A 17,499-nucleotide genomic window follows, 5' to 3' on the forward strand; every position below is an offset into this window, starting at 1 on the left:
AAGTCGAGGGCGTCCACGCCCCGGCATTCTGCCAGGGCGGGACGGTGGCAGGATGCTCACGGGTCCCGAGCCGGAGGAGGGCCGATGAGCCGCCGGAACCACCGTGTCGCCGTCCTGGTGCTCGACGGCGCGAAGCCGCTCGACGTCGGCATCCCCGCCCAGGTCTTCACCCACCGCCCGAGCATGCCCTACGAGGTGCGGGTGTGCGGCGCCGCGCCCGGGCCGGTGACCGGGGGCGACGGCCTCTCCTACCACGTGGCGCAGGGGCTCGACGCGTTCGAGGACGCCGACACCGTCTTCATCCCCGGCTACCGCGCCCCGGCCGACACCGAGCCGCCGTCCGCCGTCGTCGCCGCGCTGCTCGCCGCCCACGCCAGGGGCACGCGGCTCGCCGCCATCTCGACCGGCGCGTTCGCGCTCGCGGCGACCGGCCTGCTCGACGGCAAGCGCGCCACGACGCACTGGCACTACACCCGGGCCCTCGCCGCCCGGCACCCGCTGGTGCGGGTGGACGAGAACGTCCTGTTCGTGGACGAGGGCGACGTGCTCACGTCGGCGGGCGCGGCGTCCGGCATCGACCTGTGCCTCCACCTGGTGCGGCGCGACCACGGGGTCGGGCTCTCGCACCACGTGGCGAGGCGCCTCGTGGCCGCCCCCTACCGCAGCGGCGGGCAGGCGCAGTACGTGCCGCGCAGCGTGCCCGAACCGCTCGGCGACCTCTTCGCGGACACCAGGGAGTGGGCGCTCGCGCACCTCTCCGAGCCGCTGACCCTGGAGACGCTGGCCCGCACCGCACGCGTGTCGGCGCGCACCTTCTCGCGGCGGTTCGTGGAGGACACCGGCTGCACGCCGATGCAGTGGGTGCTCAGGGCGCGGGTTGACCTGGCCCGTGAGCTGCTGGAGCGCACCGACCTGGGCGTCGAGCAGATCGCGGACCGCGTCGGACTCCGCAGCGGCGCCAATCTCCGGCTGCACTTCCAGCGCATCCTGGGCACCTCGCCGACCGAGTACCGGCAGACGTTCTCCGCCTGAACCGGCCCCGGCGCGCCGGGGCGCGATCCTTGCGGCCGGTGGCGCGCCTTCTGGCGTGATACTTGCGCACGCTGTCATCCAGGCCACTGTCCGCCCGTGGCCCGGCAGTCGAGCATGGAGTGAGGAACGAAAGGAGCCGTCCATGACCACCCGCATCGCCATCAACGGATTCGGCCGTATCGGACGCGGCACCCTCCGGGCGCTGCTCGCACGCGGCAGCGACCTGGAGGTCGTCGCCGTCAACGACCTGACCGCCCCCGCGGCCCTGGCGCACCTGCTGGAGTACGACAGCACGCTCGGACGTCTCGCCCAGCCGGTCACCACGGAAGGGGACACGCTCGTGGTCGGCGGACGCCGCATCGCGGTGCTGGCCGAACGGGAGCCCGCCCGCCTCCCCTGGGCGGACCTCGGCGTGGACCTCGTCCTGGAGTCCACCGGCCGCTTCACCTCGGCGGACGCCGCCAAGGCCCACCTCACCGCGGGCGCGGGCCGGGTCCTGGTCAGCGCGCCCTCCGCGGGCGCCGACGTCACCCTCGCCTACGGCGTGAACACCGACGCGTACGACCCGGCCAGGCACCGGATCGTCTCGAACGCCTCCTGCACCACCAACGCCCTGGCCCCGCTGGCCTCCGTGCTGGACGACCTGGCCGGGATCGAGCACGGCTTCATGACCACCGTCCACGCCTACACCCAGGAGCAGAACCTCCAGGACGGGCCCCACCGCGACCCCCGCCGCGCCCGCGCCGCCGCCGTGAACATCGTGCCGACCACCACCGGCGCCGCCAAGGCCATCGGCCTGGTGCTGCCGAAGCTGGACGGCAGGCTGTCGGGCGACTCGATCCGCGTCCCCGTCCCGGTCGGCTCGCTCGTGGAGCTGAACACCACGGTCGCCCGGGACGTCACCCGGGAGGCCGTCCTCGCGGCCTACCGCGCAGCCGCCGACGGCCCCCTCAAGGGCGTCCTGGAGTACTCCGAGGCGCCGCTGGTCTCCAGCGACATCACCGGCCGCCCGGCCTCCGCGGTCTTCGACTCGCCCCTGACGCGCGTCGAGGGACGGCACGTCAAGGTCGTGGCCTGGTACGACAACGAGTGGGGCTTCTCCCACCGCGTCGTGGACACGCTGGAACTGCTGGCCCGCGACACCGCCTGACCCGCCCCGCGACACCGGTGTCCGGGGCACCCGCCCCCGGACACCGGCCCACGCCGCGTCAGCGACCGGCGACCGCCGACCGGTGCCCCCACCCGTCGTGCCGGTCCCGGTACGCCCTGGGGAGCCGCAGACCGCGCTCCGCCATGACGTCGCGCAGCCGGTCCGGGTAGTCGGTGATGATGCCGTCCACCCCGTCGTCGATCAGCTTGTGCATCGTCGCCGCGTCGTTGACGGTCCACGGGACGACGCGCATCCCCGCGGCGTGCGCCTCGTCCACCAGCTCCTCGGTGACGTACGGCACGTAACCCGGGTCGCCCACCTGGCCGTTCTGCGGGTCCCCGTGCACCGGGGAGATCGCCGACGCGCCGAACGAACGCGCCGCGTCCACCAGGCTGCCGTCGAAGTCGTCGATGTCGATCCCCCCGAGCCACGGCGACGCGCCCGGCTGGCCCACCTGGAGGAACTGCTGCCCGTTCGTCAGCGCGACGACGGGCAGGCGCGGCTCGACCTCGCGCATCCGCATCAGCGCGCCCCAGTCGAAGCTCTGGACCGTCACCTGGTCGAGCAGCCGCGCCCGCCTGACCTCGCGCGCCACCACCTGGACGAACTGCTCGCGCGGCGCCGTCTCGTGCGGGGCCGCGGCCTCGACCTTCGTCTCGATGTTCAGCCGCACCCCGCGCGCCCGGTACCGGTCCACGAGCGCGAACACCTCGGTGAGCAGCGGCATCCGCGCCCCGGGGCTGGCCTCCTGCCCGGGGTACTGGGGGAGCGTCTGCGAGCCGCAGTCCAGGGTGCGCACCTGGGCCAGCGACAGGTCCACGATGTACTTGCCGACGTACGGGTACTGCGGGTCGCCGCGGAACGCCGGGCGCGTGTCGCGGCACTTGGCGGCGGCGATCCGCCGGTCGTGCGTGACGACCGCCTTGCCGTCCCGCGTGATCTGCACGTCGAGTTCGAGCGTCGTGACGCCCAGCTCCAGCGCGTTCGCGAAGGACGCCAGCGTGGATTCCACGACGAGCCCGATCCCGCCGCGGTGCGCCTGGAGGTCGAAGCCGCCACGGCCGTGGCCGTGGCCGTGCCCGGTGGCGGACGCGGGCGTCACCCCGGCCGAGGCCGCGAGCGACACGGCGGCGAGCGTGGCCGCCGCGAGCCCGTACAGGCGCGCGCGCAGGGAGCGGGTGGTCCGGGAGGAGCGGGGCATGGGACGCCTCTCTGTCGGGAGGAGGGCGGAGACGCGCACGAATATGCGGGCCGACGGTGGACGGCGGCGGCTCCTGGCGCGTTCACGCGATGACGGCCGGATGACGATTCGACACGCCCGCCGTCCCGCACCGGCGGCGGCGCGCAGGAGTAGCCGCCGGAACGGGTGGACACAAAGGGGGTGAGGGGCCCGCTCACCGCCGCGCGCCCTTCGCCGATGTGCGGGGAAGGGCGGGGAAGTACGGGGGGAACGCCGGTGGCCGGGGACATATTGAGCCGTCAGAACGAGTCCGGGATGCTCACGCTGCTGCGTGCCGCGTCCACCTCGCACCGGCAGGCGCAGCGGCTCGCGGGGCTGCATCTCACCGCGTCCGCGCTGCTGGCGGGCGGGGCGATCCTCGCCCTGCTGGTGCCGTCCACGAACAGCACCGTCAGTCTGCTCGGCGCGCTGTGGGCGGTGGTCTACACACTGTGGGCGGGGGAGTGGTCCACGAGCGCGTTCCGCCGGGCGGCGGTGCTCCAGGAGGCTTTCGACACCGAGCTGTTCGGCCTGCCGTGGAACCGTGCCGTCGCGGGCGACCAGCCGGAGCCGCAGGAGATCAGCCGCCTCGCCCGCCTGTACAAGGGCGACGAGTCGCGGCTGCGCGACTACTACGAGATCGACGCCCTGCCGCACCCGCTGGACGTGCTCGCCTGCCAGCTCCAGAACCTCGGCTGGGGCACGCGGGTGCGCCGCCGGTACGCGAACGCGATCCAGTGGGGCCTGGTGGTCTGGTGCGCGACCGGCGTGCTGGTGGGCGTCACGGCGGGCCTGAGCGTGTCGGACGTGCTGACGGCGTGGTTCGTCCCGTCGCTCGGCCTGCTGCTGCTCGGCGTCGATACCTTCCGCGCGCAGCGCGACACGACGCAGGCCCGGGAGCGGGCGCACCGCGAACTGTCCGACCGCATCGAGGCGTACGTCGCGGACGGTTCCCGCCCGGCCAGGCACGCGGAACTGCTCGACCTGTCGCGGCAGGTGCAGGACGTGCTGCTCCAGACCCGGCTGGCCCACGTGCGGGTGCCCAACTGGTTCTTCAACCGCTTCCACGGCGCCGACCGCGCCGATTTCGCGGCTGCCCTGGCCGACCTCCACCGGCGCACCGGCGTGTGACCCGCCGTCAGGCCGCCTCGCCGTCCGGCTCCCGCGCCGCCGCCCGCAGCCGGTCGAGGACGTCGGGCTCCACGCCGAGGCCCGCGCCGAACGGGTCGGCGCGGTGGGCCTCGTCCACCAGTGCCACGACCGTGCGGGCCAGTTCCGGCCCTTCGGGATCGCCGGGACGCGCCGTCAGCCAGGCGTCCACCCGCTCGGCGATCTCGCGCTTCTGCCAGGGGCTCGGACGCCGCTCCACGACGAGCCGCACGGCGGTGGGCAGCGAGCCGCGCGTGCCGTTGCGGACGCCCGACGGCTCGGCGCCGAGCCAGTCCACCAGGTCGTCCACCATCCGCTCCTCCCAGGTGCGGTGTCCGAGCCGCAGCCTCAGACGCCGGGGCCGGGCGAACATGGCCGCGGCGAGGTAGGGGGAGGACGCCAGCTCGTGGTGGTGGTTCCACCAGCCGCGCGCGTGCTCCATGACGTCCCGCTCCTGCTGCTCGTCCAGGTCGTCCCGTTCGAGCAGGGCCTGCATGAGGATGCCCGGATGCCGCTCGTAGTGGTGGTCGGCGACCAGCGACAGCGCGTCCTCCCTCGCCTGGGCGCCCGCCTGCCCGGTGACGGCCGGGCAGCGCAGCAGGCCGCTCAGGAGCTGCACCTTCCGCTGCCAGGGCGGCCCCTCCCGCAGCAGCCCCCACGCGAAGGCGGCGGCCCGGTCGTCGCCCGGGGGCGTCACCGGCAGGAGCACGGACAGGACCGGCGCCGCCTTGGCCACGCCGGGGCCGGTGGCCAGCCAGGCGGTGGCCGCGTCGATCGCGTCGTGCCGCGTCTGCGCGTCGGCGCCGTCGCGCAGGAGCAGCCTCGCGGCCAGGGAACCGGCCTCCGGGTGCTCGGGGAACGCGGCCAGCCAGACGCGCGCGGCGGCGCACACCCGGGCGAACTCCTTGGTCCCCGCCCTGATCTCCTTGCGCCGCACGAGCCCCTTCAGGGCGTAACCGGCCTGCTCCGTGCCCGCCAGCGCGTCCAGCCAGGGCAGCGCGAAGGCGACGACCCGCGCGACGAAGTCCGCCGGGAGGCTCCGGGGGCCGAGCAGCGACTGGAGCAGCATGCCGCGCTGGCCGCTCAGGGCGGTGTTGACCAGCAGCAACCAGGCGTGGTCGAGCAGCAGTTCGGTCTGCTCGGGGTCGGGCTGCCGCTCCAGGGCCGCGCGGAGCATCGGGAGGTGGACGTTGAGCGCGGCGGGGGAGACCGACCGGGCGCCCTGCAGGCGGTCGAGCAGCGCCAGGACGTGGGTGACGGCCGCCGCGAGCTGTTCGGGCTCCGGCGCCTGCCGCTTGAACGCCAGCAGCAGCCAGCGGGCCACGTGGACGTCCGTCGCGTGCCCGAAGTGGGCGTCGAGCCAGCTCAGCGTGTGCCCGTAGGCGGCCCGCGCCTCGTCCCCCTTCAGGCCGTCCACCCGCAGCAGCTTCTGGAGCACGACGGTGGCGTCCACCTGTCCGCCGTGCGCCTTCAGCCACTTCAGCGAGGTGCCCACCGCCTCGGCGGCGAGCGAGGGCTCCTGGTCCGACACGTCGAGCACGGCGCTGAGGGCGGGGAACGCCTTCTTCATCCCGGCGTACTTCCGCACCCAGACCAGCATCGCCTGGGCCAGTTCCCGCGCGGCCGGGGTGCGGCGGGTCAGGCGCAGCACCTTGGCGACGGTGTCGGGGGTGACGTCCTCCCGTTCCCAGTGCTGGAGCCACGTGACGGTCACCGCGGCGATGCGGGGACGCAGGGCGTCGGGTATCAGCTCAAGATCCAGCTCGGGATCCGTGTCGGCCGCGTGGTCCGTGTGGGCGTACATCAGGTCGGTCAGCACCCAGATCGCGGGCCGCCGCCGCCAGTGGGCCTCCAGCCAGTCCACCGCCAGCGCGGCGGCCGTCCGGCGGCGCGCCGCCGTGCCGCGCGCGTCCAGCCACACGCCGGACAGGACGTGCGCCGCGTGCGGGTGACCGCCGTTGGCGGCGAGCCAGGCGTCCGCCGTCGCCATGACCGCGCGGTGCTCGGCGGCGGGCAGTTCCTGGCGTACCAGCAGCCACTTGAGCACCTCGTTGGACGAGGGGGCCAGCGGGTGGCGCGCCAGGTGCGCCGTCGCCATGCCCAGGGCCTCGTCCAGGACCCGTTCCTCCGTGTCGCGCCGCGAGAGCAGCACGGCGAGCAGGGGCGCGTTGGTCTCCGCCCCCGGCTCCTCGCGCAGCTCCGCCAGCGCCCGCGCGGCCAGCGGACCCGTGCGCCCAGGGTCGGTGCCGTGCTGGACGAGCGCCGCCGCGAGCACGTGGTTGGGCCGTACGTCCGGGTTGGCGCGCAGGAACCTGTCCGCCAGGGCGAGCGCGCGGTCCCTGACCGTGCCGCGCGTCTCGTGGCGGCGCAGCAGCCAGCGCAGGACGGGGGCCGCCACCTGCTCCTCGGCGTGCCGCTCCAGCCATCCGAGTGCCAGGCCGATGATCCGCGAGCGGTCCTCGTTGCGGTCCTCGTACAGCGCCCGGGCCAGCAGCGTCGGATCGACGCGCGACGCGGTGGCCCGCTCGAACCAGGGACCGGCCAGGTCGCTCCAGTGCACGTAGGTGAGGTTGTGCCACGGGCGCGTGTAGAGCAGGAACTCAAGGACGCTGCCCCCGCCCGGGTCGGCCGCGGCCAGGGTCAGCCCCAGCGTCCTGACGTGCTTCTCGAGCCACAGCCCGGCCTGCTCGTCGAACCGCTCACGCGTCCTCGTGTCCGCGACCGGGTACCAACGCGCCACCGAGGCCGCCGTGTTGGCGATGGCACCGGCGTCCCCGCCCACCGCGTCGAGGACCTGGTCGAGCCCGGGGCCCTCGCCGCCGCGACGGGTCGCGTACGCCAGGAACACGTCGCACGCCAGCGGGTGCGGGACGGCCAGCACGTCGTCCGCGGACGCCCCGGCGGGGCTCAGCAGGCCGATCTCGCGCAGGCACCGCACGATCTCCGCGCCCCCGCGCGGCGCGGCCAGCTCCAGGGCGGACGCCGTCCCGTGCAGCGCGGCGTCCGCGACGGCGGCGAGGCGTGCCTCCGGCAGCGGAGCCGCCGCGAGGACGGCGGCCATGGGCAGCAGCACGAGCCGCCCGCCCGCCGCGTCCTCGCACGGTGCGCCCTGGAGCACCCGGTGCACCGCCTCTGGCAGCGGCTCCGCCACGAGCGCGGACACGCCGCCCTCCGGGCCCGCCTCCCCTGCGGCGCGCTCCAGCAGCCCTGACCACATCGCCGCCGCGCCGGGCGCGAGCGGCGCGGCGGGATCGTTGCCCAGCAGGGCCTGGAGGGCGCTGCCGCCCAGCGCCTCCATCGCACGCGGCGCCGTCGCCCGCAGGACCGCGCGCAGCAACGGCCGCCGGTGCTCGGGCGCGTACGGCAGGATCTTCTCGACGGGCAGCAGCGCCGCGGCGCCCCTGCTCTGCTGTGAGTTCCAGTGCGAGCCCTGCCGGGAGGTCGCCAGCACGGCGACGGGCCTGCCCCGGTACGCCAGTTCCACCAGGGCGTCGTGCAGCCCCGGCAGGTCGAGCCCGGGGAAGCGGTCGAGCCCGTCGATGACGAGCAGCGCCGTGCGGGACGCGGCGGGCGCGGCGCCGTCCTGCGGGGCGGCGTCCCGGTCGAGCGCCTCCGCCAGCTCCCCGACGACCATGTCGGTGGACACCGGCAGCAGTTCGGCGGGGCCGCCGTCGATCCCGCCGAGGAACAGGACGGGACCGCCCGCGCGCTCGGCCCGTTCCGCCACCTCAAGGCACCAGCGTGACCTGCCCGTCCCCGGCGGGCTCAGCAGGACCACGCCCAGCGGCAGCTGGTCGCCCTCCGGCCTGGGGACGAACTCCTCGGGCGTGAGGGTGGCCTTGCGGGTGAAGAACGGCAGCTCGTCGGGCAGCAGCGCCCGGCCGCGCACGGACGCCACGACCTCGGCCCGGGTGCGCAGCAGCGGCGCCGACGTCCGGCGGTCGCGGTCCTCCGCCGCCGTGCGCGGCCCCACGACGGGTATCGCCCCCTCCGCCGGTGGCGTGGGGAGGAGGGCGCCCGGCTCCCGCGCCGCCGCCTCCCGCAGCGCGGCGCGCGCCGCGTGGGCGGCGAGCCGCGAGTACCACCAGCGGGCACGCTCCCCCGCGGCCTCGTACGAGGTGTGCACCAGCGCCCCGGCCACCACCGACCACAGGTACTGCGCCCGCCACACGGCCCGGTCGCCCGGGAGCTCCGCCTCGCACGCCGCGTCCACCGCCCGGATCGCGTCCACCACACCGGCACCGATACCGGGACCGGCCGGATGCCGCGGATCGACGACGACGTCGATGAGCGCCCGCGCCTCACCCGCGCCGATCCCCGGGTCGGCGACGCGCCGCGCCGCCAGGGCGAGGACCAGCGCCGCCGTGTCGCGGCTGAGCGGGACGTCCTGCGCGTAGTGGGCCAGGTCGATCAGCCAGTGGTGGCCCGGCAGGGGACGGCCCAGGCGCTGGGCCACCAGCACGTTCTCCAGGTGCAGGTCCCCGTGCGTCCGCCCGGTGAAGCAGTCGAGCGCGATCCCGCCGACCGGGTTGCCCGGCGCGGTGATCAGCGCGGGGTTCGGCAGGATGACGTCCGGCTCGTCCTCGTCCCTGATCCACGGGCCCGCGCCCACGTCCGCCATGAGGACCTCGCCCGCCCACGCGCGCGCCGAGCGGCCCGGCTCCATGGCCGAGCGCAGCTCGGCGGTCAGGAACTCCCCGACCGTGGTGCTCCGCAGGGCGCGGTCGGGGTTCCACGACGCGAGCAGCGACGTCACCAACTCCCCGCAAGGAACGGCCAGTTCCCCGTTCAGCGCCGCGCCGAGCGGCATGACCTCCGCCGCGGCGGGCGGCAGCCGCTGGAACATCACCCGGCGGCCGTCGTCCGGCAGGTCGTAGGGCGGGTACGCCTGCGCCACGACGTGCGCCTCGGTGAACTCCGGCGCGTCGGCGTACGCCTCGTCGTGCCGGTCGGTCTCCCGGGTGTCGGGCCCGGCGGGCAGGACCTTCACGACGATCCGCTCGTCGCCCCGGTCGGCGTGACCGAGCACCACCAGGCCCAGCAGGGCGCCGCTGTGCCCGTAGCGCCGCCACGGCTCCGCCTGCGCCCGTACCGTGACACCCCGCCCCACCCAGTACGCGCGCAGCCCGGCGGCGACCGGGGCGTCGAACAGGTCGTCGAGGCCGTCGCGCGGGTCCGCCGCCGCGCCCTGCGGGCTCACGCGGGGTTCCCCCGTCCGCCGCCGCCTGACCGGCGGGCGCGGCGCGCCACGTCCCTGTCCCGGCTCCCGCGCCACTCCGCGACCACCTCGGCGAGCGCCCGCGCGTCCGGGTGCTCCTCGCCCACCGCGGCGCACCGGCGCGCGTGCAGCTCCGCCAGGTGCGTGATGGCCGTGTCGAACTCGCCCGCGTTGTGCTCCGCCTGCGCCAGCGAACGGAGCGCGGCCAGCGTCACGGGATGCCGCGGGCCCCGGCGCTCCTCCTCCCGCAGCCACGTCTCCCGCAGCGCGCCGAGCGCGCCCGCCCGGTCGTCCGCCGCTTCGAGGGCGAACGCGAGGCTGCGGCGGAGCGCGGTGGCCTCCGCGTTGTCCGGGCCGTGCTCGGCCGTCCACGTCGCCAGGGCCTTGCGCAGACCGCCCGCGGCCTCCGCCGGGCGCCCTGCGGCGACGAGAGCGGTGGCCAGGCGGCGGTGCAGGGCCAGCACCTGGGGCGAGTTGGCGTCCTGGATCCGCGTGGCCGCGGCGATGAGGAGGCGGAACTCCCTCGCCCCGGCCGCCGGATCGCCCGCGCGGATGTGGATGTCCGCCAGCCGGGCGCGTAACGCGAGGACGTGCGGGTGCGAGGAGTCGGAGTGCTCCAGCTGCGTGTCCAGGGCCGCCGCGACGGTCGCGGCTGCGGCCCGGTGGTCACCGGCGGCCTCCTGCCAGTGCGCCAGGCGCCGCCTGACCGCGTACAGCAGGGCGGGCGCGGGCTGTGCGGCGGCCAGCAGGACGTCCACGAGGTCCGTCAGCTCGTCGGCCGCCGCGCCCCGGTCCCCGGCCTGGCCCAGGGCCTCGGCCAGGTGCGTCCGCGCGGTGACGACCGGCGGCGCGTCGGGGGCGAGACCGGCCTGCCAGCGGGCGATCATGCCCCGGAACGCGGCGACGACGCCGGGGGAGGTGGCGCACTCCTGCGCCATGCGGCCCATGGCCTTCAGCGCGTCGGCCGCGCCGGGCGGCGCGTCGGCCAGCAGCTCCAGCCGCGGCGGCCCCGTCAACGCCTCGTACGCCGGGCCTGGGGCCCCGGCGATCCGGGCCCGCAGCAGCTCGGCCTGCCCGCGCGCGGCGGACGCGCGGGCCGCGTCGGGGGCGGCGTCGTACCCCTCGGCCAGCAGCCCCCACTGCTCGACGGCCCCCGCCAGGTCGCCCGCCGCCTCCAGCGAGTGCGCCAGCCTGCGGCGGGTCGCCAGGACCTGCCGACCGGCGGGCGCCGCCTCACCGGCCGTCGCGTCGTCCGCGGTGAGCCAGGCGAGGACGGCGCGCAGCTCCGCCACGGCGCCGCGCGCGTCACCCGTGCTGCCCCGCAGGTCCGCGATGCGCGACCGCGTGTCGAACAGCGCCTTCCGGTCGGGCCGCTCCGCGGCGAGTTGCAGCGCCAGCAGCTCCTCCATCGTCGCCAGCGCCTGGTCCGCCCGGCCGTCCGCGACCTGCCAATGGACCAGCCGCGCGCGGGCCTTGACCGCACGGGCGCCCGCCGCGCCGCCGCCCCGCGTCTCGACGTCCAGGACCTCGCGCAGCTCCGCCACCGCCCGCCACGCCGCCCCCGCCTGGCCCAGGGCGTCCGCGCGGCGTACGCGCGCCGCGAGCGTCCTGGCGTGTTCCGGGCCGTGCGCCCGGGCCGCCTCCGTCACCGCCAGGTCGTGAGCGGACGGACCGTCCGCGCCCCCCGGCGTGTCCGACAGATGGGTATCGGCCATCCCGCGCCCCCTTCGCCCTGATGCGCGCCCCCGCGCACTGCACGTGATACCCCTCGCAAGCGCGCCGTACGCGGACGGTCGGTATCGATGGGGGAGCGGTCGGGGCACGGCGCGGCACGGCGTGATCCGGCCGCCGCCCGGGCGGCCTTCAGGGGCGGGCGGGCCCCCGGTACGGGAGGGTCTGGCTGTAGACGATGTTGGTCGTGGTGCTGCCGAATCCGGCCAGCTCGTCCACCACCTTCTCCAGGTGCGCCATCGAGGTGGCGGCGACCTTCAGCACGTAGCAGTCGTCGCCCGTGGTGCGCAGGCACTCCAGGATCTCGGCGCGCTCGCCCAGCAGCGCGTGCAGCGGCTGGTGGCGGCTGCCCGGGTACTTCAGCCTGACCACCGCAAGCACCGGGTAGCCGACCCGCGTCAGGTCGAGCTGCGCCCGGTAGCCCGTGATCACCCCGAGCGCCTCCAGCCGCCGCACCCGCTCGGTCACCGCCGAGGCGCTCAGGCGCACCCGCTTCCCCAGCTCGGTCAGCGGCACACGGCCGTCCCGTTGCAGCTCCGCCAGGATCGTCCAGTCCGTCGGATCGAGAGTCTCGGCCATCCGTCCAAAATACCGGCAGATCCCTCCCCTGATCCCCGCGATGCCGTGGAGAATCCCTTCAGCCCCGCCACGCGCCCCGGATACATTCACCTGGTGCGAATCGGAGTGAACATCCCCAACTTCGGGCCGGGCACCGACCCCGGCGTCCTGCGCGACTGGGCGCGGCGCGTGGAGGGCCACGGGTTCGACCTGCTGACCCTCTCCGACCACGTCGTGCTGACGCCGGACGTCACCGAGCAGTACTCGGCGCCGTTCTACGAGCCCTTCACCACCCTCGCCTGGATGGCCGGGATCACCGAGCGGATCCGGCTCGGCACCACCGTCGTGATCCTGCCCTACCGCCACCCGCTGCTGGTCGCCCGGATGGCGGCCAACCTCAGCGACCTCAGCGGCGGCAGGCTCGTCCTCGGCGTCGCCGCGGGCTGGGCACGGCAGGAGTTCGAAGCGCTCGGCGTCCCCTTCGCCGAGCGCGGCAGGCTGTCGGACGACGCCCTGCGCACGATCCGCGCCGCCTGGGCCGACCAGGACGACTACCGCGCCGGGGACATCCCCGTCTGGGTCGGCGGCAACAGCGAGGCGGGACTGCGCCGCGCCATCCGCCTCGGCGACGCCTGGCACCCGCTGCGCAACACCCCCGACTGGCTCGACACCGCCGCCGAGCGGATGCGCACGACCGCCCGGGAACTGGGACGTCCCGCCCCCGCCTTCGCCCCCCGCATCGCCCTGCGCCTCACCGAGGAACCGGTCACGGGGCCCGACCGCCTGGCCGGTGAGGGCACCATCGAGCAGATCGTGGCCGACCTCGAACGGCTGCGGAAGCTCGACCCCGACACCGTGCTCCTCGACCCGTTCAACGGCGGGCCCGACGAGACCCTGCACCCCGAGGCGGCGTGGCGTGCCGTCGCCGAGGTCGCCCACCACCTTCCTGCACTGGAGCGTCCATGACACCGCAGACCCCCGAGGCCGTCACCGCAGCCGACGAGCCGTACCTGCGCCGCGCCGTCGAACTCGCCGCGCTGGCGCGCGAGGGCGGCGACCCGCCGTTCGGCTCGCTGCTGGTCGGCCCGGACGGCGAGATCCTGGCCGAGGCCCACAACACGACGGTCAGCGAGAAGGACATCTCCCTGCACCCCGAACTCAAGCTGGCCGTCTGGGCGGGCCGCGAGCTGGACCCCGACGCCGCCGCCCGCACCACGATGTACACGAGCTGCCAGCCGTGCGGCATGTGCGCAGGCGCGATCGAGCGGTCCTTCCTCGGCCGGGTCGTCTTCGCCCTGTCCACCGAGCAGCTGCTCACCCTCAAGCCCCCGACCCAGCCCCCCGCGCTCCGCCTGGCGGGCCCCGCGCTGCGCGACGAGGCGGGCGCCGTCGTCGAGGGCTACTACCGCTGACGGCTTCCGAGCCCGATCCGCGGCGCGGGTAGGGTGCGGCGATGACGAGAAGCGAGCGGCTGGCGGACCAGCTGGACCGGCACTGGCGCAAGAACGTGCGGCCACGGCTCCACGGTCTCGCCGACGACGAGTACTTCTGGGAGCCGGTGCGCGGCTGCTGGAGCGTCCGCCCGGTGGGCTCCGGGAGGTGGGCGATGGACTTCGCGTCCCCCGCCCCGGAGCCCGCGCCCGTGACCACGATCGCCTGGCGGCTCGCGCACCTCGTCGTCTCGTGCCTGGGCTACCGCGTCGGATGGCACTTCGGTGGCCAGGACATCGACTCCGCGTCCTTCCCCTACGCGGGGACCGCCGACGAGGCGCTCGCCCAGCTCGACGCCATGTACGAAAGATGGGACGCCGGGGTCCGCCGGCTCTCGGACGCCGACCTGGACGCTCCGCCCGCCGTGGGCCCCGAGCAGTTCCCCATGGAGGGCATCGTCCTGCACGTCAACAGGGAGCTGATCCACCACGGCGCCGAGATCTGCCTGCTGCGCGACCTCCACCGCTGGCAGGACGGCGCACGACACCCCAGGTGACCGCCCCTTCCCCCCGGGACGGATCGCCCGGGGGGAAGGGGGCCTCACTCACGCGTTGTAGGTCCACTTCTGGTTGGACGCGCCCGTGCAGGTCCAGATCTGCGCACGGGTGCCGTCAGCCGACGAATTGCCTGTCACGTCCAGGCACTTGTCAGCCGCCGAGTTGACCACGTCCCGCGTGGCCGCGTTGTACGACCACTGCTGCGCCCCTGTGCCGTTGCACGTGTAGAGCTGTAGTTGCGCCCCGTTCGCCGTCGAACCCGCGCTCACGTCCAGGCACTTGCCGAACGCGCGGATCGTGCCGTCCGTGCCGATCGTCCAGCGCTGCGCCTCCGAGCCGTTGCAGGAGTAGAGCTGGACGGGGGTGCCGTCCGCCGTCGAGGCACCCGCCACGTCGAGGCACTTCCCGGCCAGGCCGGTGAACGTGCCGCCGCCCGACGGGCCGCCGCCGTCGCCCGCCTGCGACCCCGACCAGGTGAAGGTCGCCGTCGTGCGGGCGGGGAGCGTGTAGGTGAAGGACTGGTTGCCCCAGTTGACGCGCACCGACTGCGACGAGGTGCCGCCGTTGTGCGCGATCAGTGCCTTCGTGCCGTTGCTGTTGCGCCACGCGACGTTCTGCACCGTGCCGTTGGCGGTCGAGTCGATGCGCTGCGCGCCCGGCTGCACGAACTTCGTGAGGTGACCGGTCGTGTAGTACTCGATCGTGTAGTCCACCTGACCGGCGCGCGGGCCGCCCTCCTGGACGGTGATCAGGCCGGTGCAGGTGCCGCAACCGCCGTTGTGCGGGCCCATGTTCTGGTTGAGCGCGAGGCTCCACTTGACCACACTGCCGCTCCAGTTGCGGGTGTAGTTGACGATGTCGTTCAGGTCCTCGTTGTGCTGGTTGCCGACCCACGTGCCGCCCGAGTGCTCGGTGCTGAACTGCGGGACGTTCGGGTACTGGTTGTGGACCTGCGTGCCGACGCTCGGGCTGCCGCCGTACCCGTGCCACGCGACGCCGCCGAACAACGGGTCGTTGCGGATGGCCGGGTCGGCGAGGATGGCCTGGCCGATCTGCCCCCAGTCACCGTAGTTCCAGTCGTGGATCAGGACCTTGGTGGTGATCCCGGCCGCCCGGAACGCCGGGTACAGGAAGTTCTTGGTGAACTCGGTGAGGCCCGAGGCGTTCCAGCTCATCCCCGGGTAGTTCATCGCGGTGGGGTTGCCCGCCTGGCAGCAGTTGGGCTCGTTCTGCACCGAGATGTACTCCACCGGGATACCGGCGGACTGGTAGCTCTGCACGTACCTGACCAGGTACTGGGCGTACGTCGGGTAGTGCTCCCAACGCAGCCAGCCCATCTGGTCCATGCGGCCGTTGTCCTTCATCCAGCCGGGCGCGCTCCACGGCACGCCCTTCACCCGCAGCGCCGGGTTGAGCTGCTGGGCCTGGCCCGTGAGCAGCCGGACGTTGGTGTCGTAGCCGTTGGCGCCGAAGTCGTTCAGGTCGCAGCAGGTGTCGTCGAGCGACACGTTCCCCGGGCGCGACAGGTCGGAGGCGCCGATCGGGTTGCGCACGAACGACAGGCCGATGCCGTCGGTCGGGGAGAACAGCCTGCGCATCACCTCGTCGCGGGTGGCCGCGCTGATCGCGCCGCCGCGCAGCAGGTGCGCCGTGGTGTCGGTGATGGAGGCGCCGCCGCCCTCGAAGGACTGGTAGCGGGTGTTCTCGTTGACGGTGATGGTGTGGTTGGCGGAGCCGCCCGCCGGGCCGAAGGCGAGGGGCGTCTGCTGCTGGAGGCCGCGGGTGACGTTGCGTCCGCCCGAGTCCGAGGTGGTGGTCAGCCAGACGTCCACGCGTTCCCCGGCGGCGGCGGCGCTCGGGGCCATGCCGGGGGCGATCAGGAGCATGGCGAGGGCGAGCAGCACCGCGCCGAGCGCGGCGAGCGGGTGCCGCCGGGGGAGGGACATGGGGGCCGGTCTCAAGGCGTCCTGCCTCTCTGGTGTCTCCCGTCCCGTCTCCCCGCGACGGCGGGCAGCACGGCCTCCGTCCGGTGGCGAACAGTGCGCGATGCGTTCGCGAAGTGTCCTCGGGAGAACGGCGGAGGGGGACGGGGGGCTGGGATGCGGGGGCGCGGGCGGCCCCCGCCGCTTTCCTTCAGGCGTGATTCAAGGCGCGAGACATGCCCGCGTCAAGCCTCCCGGCATCCGGAACAAGGGCTTACTGCCTGACAGATGGCGGGTCTGCGCGTTCTCTTGACGGCCATGCCGCGCGGGCTCTAGCCTCCTGGGAAGGAAAGGTCCAGACCACAGCGTGCGGCGGCGCGCTGCGCCTCACCCTTCCGCTCACCGGTGCTGTCGCACAGGTGCGTATTTGCTTATGGAAAGGTTCTGTCCGAGGTGGCGTCGCGGGGGCGCCGCCGCAGGACGGCGCCCGGCGCGCGGCGCCGGGCCACGGCGCGGGAAAACGCTTTGACGCGGCCCGCCCACCACGGTGAGGGTGCACCCGTACCTGCCACCCAGGGGGCCGGTGGCGGCCCCGAGGAGCCACGTGATCATCGTCTCCGCCGCATCAGGCGCACTCGGAGGGCTGGTCATCGACCGGCTCCTCACCCGTCTTCCCGCCGCCGAGGTCGTCGCGGCCGTCCGCGACCCGTCCGGCGCCCCGCAGCTCGCGGCGCGCGGCGTCACCCTCAGGCGCGGCGACTACGACGACGCCGACAGCCTCCGCACCGCCTTCGCGGGCGCGGACCGGCTGCTCCTCATCTCCTCACCTGAGCTCGACCCGGAGCGCCGCACCCGCCACCACCTGACGGCCGTGGACGCCGCCCGCGCCGCCGGCGTCGGCTCGGTCGTCTACACGAGCTTCCTCGGCTCCGACGCCCCACGCCCCGGCGTGCCCGACGCCCACCACGCCACCGAGCAGGCCCTGCACGACAGCGGCCTGCCCCGCACCGTGCTGCGCCACCCCTTCTACAGCGAGGCGTACCTCGACGCGCCGCTCCTGCGCGCGGCCGTCGCCGCGGGCGAGCTGATCGACGGCACCGGCGGGCGCGGCCTCAACACCGCGCTGCGCGCCGACCTGGCCGAGGCCGCCGCCGTCGTCCTCACCGAGGAGGGACACCTCGGCCGCGCCTACGACTTCACCGGCGAGCCGTGGACCCTGCCGGAGCTCGCCCTGACCCTCTCGCGCGTCAGCGGCACGCCCGTCGCGCGCGTCGAGCGGGACGAGCCCGCGCCTGGGCCGCGCGGCTGGCTCGACGGCCTCGTCCGCTCCGGCGCGCTGGAGCGGCGCACCGGCGACCTGCGGGCGGTCCTGGGCCGCCCGGCGACAGGCCTGGAGGAGGCCGTCACCCGCGCCCTGGGCGCTGCTTCCTGAACGGCCGTGCGCCCGGCGGTCGTTCGACGCCGGGCGCACGGTCACGGATGCCGGGCGTCCGGGAGGCGGCGGACGGTGCCGCCCCCCGGACGCGGTTCCT

12 protein-coding genes are annotated in these 17,499 nt (G+C 75.0%); 7 read left to right on the forward strand and 5 right to left on the reverse strand.

Annotated features, from left to right (window positions below; translation table 11 throughout):
* Positions 1-84 precede the first annotated feature (84 nt).
* Together IF27_RS09780 and gap are read left to right on the forward strand one after the other, a co-directional pair.
* Positions 85-1,032 carry a GlxA family transcriptional regulator gene (locus IF27_RS09780; RefSeq protein ID WP_052849037.1) on the forward strand — a complete coding sequence of 316 codons (948 nt, stop codon included), beginning with the start codon at positions 85-87 and terminating at the stop codon, positions 1,030-1,032.
* Positions 1,033-1,174: 142 nt separating this feature from the next.
* A complete protein-coding gene (gene gap, locus IF27_RS09785) occupies positions 1,175-2,182 on the forward strand; it encodes a type I glyceraldehyde-3-phosphate dehydrogenase (protein ID WP_052849038.1) in 1,008 nt (335 codons plus the stop codon).
* A 58-nt stretch (positions 2,183-2,240) separates the two neighbouring features.
* Here the strand turns inward: gap and IF27_RS09790 are convergent, their stop codons facing one another.
* Entirely contained in the window at positions 2,241-3,383 is a 1,143-nt protein-coding gene (locus tag IF27_RS09790) for a glycerophosphodiester phosphodiesterase (protein ID WP_052849039.1), read from the reverse strand.
* A 216-nt stretch (positions 3,384-3,599) separates the two neighbouring features.
* Here IF27_RS09790 and IF27_RS09795 point away from each other — a divergent pair, with 216 nt between their 5' ends.
* Positions 3,600-4,532 carry an S-4TM family putative pore-forming effector gene (locus IF27_RS09795; protein ID WP_223290982.1) on the forward strand — a complete coding sequence of 311 codons (933 nt, stop codon included), beginning with the start codon at positions 3,600-3,602 and terminating at the stop codon, positions 4,530-4,532.
* 7 nt (positions 4,533-4,539) lie between these two features.
* Here IF27_RS09795 and IF27_RS09800 read toward each other — a convergent pair whose 3' ends face one another.
* From IF27_RS09800 to IF27_RS09810, 3 genes are all read right to left on the reverse strand, one after another.
* Entirely contained in the window at positions 4,540-9,750 is a 5,211-nt protein-coding gene (locus tag IF27_RS09800) for a hypothetical protein (RefSeq protein ID WP_190232887.1), read from the reverse strand.
* The gene (locus IF27_RS31800; RefSeq protein WP_052849042.1) at positions 9,747-11,483 is read right to left on the reverse strand and encodes a hypothetical protein; all 1,737 of its coding nucleotides are present in this window, start codon (positions 11,481-11,483) and stop codon (positions 9,747-9,749) included. The genes IF27_RS09800 and IF27_RS31800 overlap by 4 nt, the downstream gene beginning before the upstream one ends.
* A 148-nt stretch (positions 11,484-11,631) precedes the next feature.
* On the reverse strand, positions 11,632-12,078 hold the full coding sequence (locus tag IF27_RS09810; protein WP_052849043.1) for an Lrp/AsnC family transcriptional regulator: 447 nt from the start codon (positions 12,076-12,078) through the stop codon (positions 11,632-11,634).
* A gap of 93 nt (positions 12,079-12,171) precedes the next feature.
* On the opposite strand from IF27_RS09810, the gene IF27_RS09815 reads away from it, so the two are divergent.
* Genes IF27_RS09815 through IF27_RS09825 form a run of 3 tightly spaced genes read left to right on the forward strand, consistent with a single transcriptional unit; the run spans position 12,172 to position 14,044 of the window.
* Complete coding sequence (locus tag IF27_RS09815; RefSeq protein ID WP_052849044.1) at positions 12,172-13,023, forward strand: LLM class flavin-dependent oxidoreductase; 852 nt, start codon at positions 12,172-12,174, stop codon at positions 13,021-13,023.
* The gene (locus tag IF27_RS09820) at positions 13,020-13,469 is read left to right on the forward strand and encodes a nucleoside deaminase (RefSeq protein ID WP_052849045.1); all 450 of its coding nucleotides are present in this window, start codon (positions 13,020-13,022) and stop codon (positions 13,467-13,469) included. Before IF27_RS09815 ends, IF27_RS09820 begins: the two co-directional genes overlap by 4 nt.
* 41 nt (positions 13,470-13,510) lie before the next feature.
* Positions 13,511-14,044 carry a DinB family protein gene (locus IF27_RS09825; protein ID WP_052849046.1) on the forward strand — a complete coding sequence of 178 codons (534 nt, stop codon included), beginning with the start codon at positions 13,511-13,513 and terminating at the stop codon, positions 14,042-14,044.
* Between the two features lie 48 nt (positions 14,045-14,092).
* Here IF27_RS09825 and IF27_RS09830 read toward each other — a convergent pair whose 3' ends face one another.
* Complete coding sequence (locus IF27_RS09830; RefSeq protein ID WP_052849047.1) at positions 14,093-15,991, reverse strand: ricin-type beta-trefoil lectin domain protein; 1,899 nt, start codon at positions 15,989-15,991, stop codon at positions 14,093-14,095.
* A 580-nt stretch (positions 15,992-16,571) separates the two neighbouring features.
* Between IF27_RS09830 and IF27_RS09835 the strand changes: the two genes are divergently transcribed.
* Positions 16,572-17,399: an NAD(P)H-binding protein gene (locus IF27_RS09835; protein WP_052849048.1), complete on the forward strand. Its 828-nt coding sequence runs from the start codon at positions 16,572-16,574 to the stop codon at positions 17,397-17,399.
* Positions 17,400-17,499: the final 100 nt, after the last annotated feature.

Origin of the sequence: Streptomyces avicenniae (assembly GCF_000719135.1) — a bacterium.
Classification (GTDB): Bacteria; Actinomycetota; Actinomycetes; order Streptomycetales; family Streptomycetaceae; genus Streptomyces; species Streptomyces avicenniae.

Coding starts and splice junctions, on each gene's coding strand:
- IF27_RS09810 (WP_052849043.1), bottom strand. CDS start 12,078: ATGGCCGAGACTCTCGATCCGACGGACTGGACGATCCTGGCGGAGCTG.
- gap (WP_052849038.1), top strand. CDS start 1,175: ATGACCACCCGCATCGCCATCAACGGATTCGGCCGTATCGGACGCGGC.
- IF27_RS09825 (WP_052849046.1), top strand. CDS start 13,511: ATGACGAGAAGCGAGCGGCTGGCGGACCAGCTGGACCGGCACTGGCGC.
- IF27_RS09780 (WP_052849037.1), top strand. CDS start 85: ATGAGCCGCCGGAACCACCGTGTCGCCGTCCTGGTGCTCGACGGCGCG.
- IF27_RS09790 (WP_052849039.1), bottom strand. CDS start 3,383: ATGCCCCGCTCCTCCCGGACCACCCGCTCCCTGCGCGCGCGCCTGTAC.
- IF27_RS09820 (WP_052849045.1), top strand. CDS start 13,020: ATGACACCGCAGACCCCCGAGGCCGTCACCGCAGCCGACGAGCCGTAC.
- IF27_RS09830 (WP_052849047.1), bottom strand. CDS start 15,991: ATGTCCCTCCCCCGGCGGCACCCGCTCGCCGCGCTCGGCGCGGTGCTG.
- IF27_RS31800 (WP_052849042.1), bottom strand. CDS start 11,483: ATGGCCGATACCCATCTGTCGGACACGCCGGGGGGCGCGGACGGTCCG.
- IF27_RS09795 (WP_223290982.1), top strand. CDS start 3,600: ATGTGCGGGGAAGGGCGGGGAAGTACGGGGGGAACGCCGGTGGCCGGG.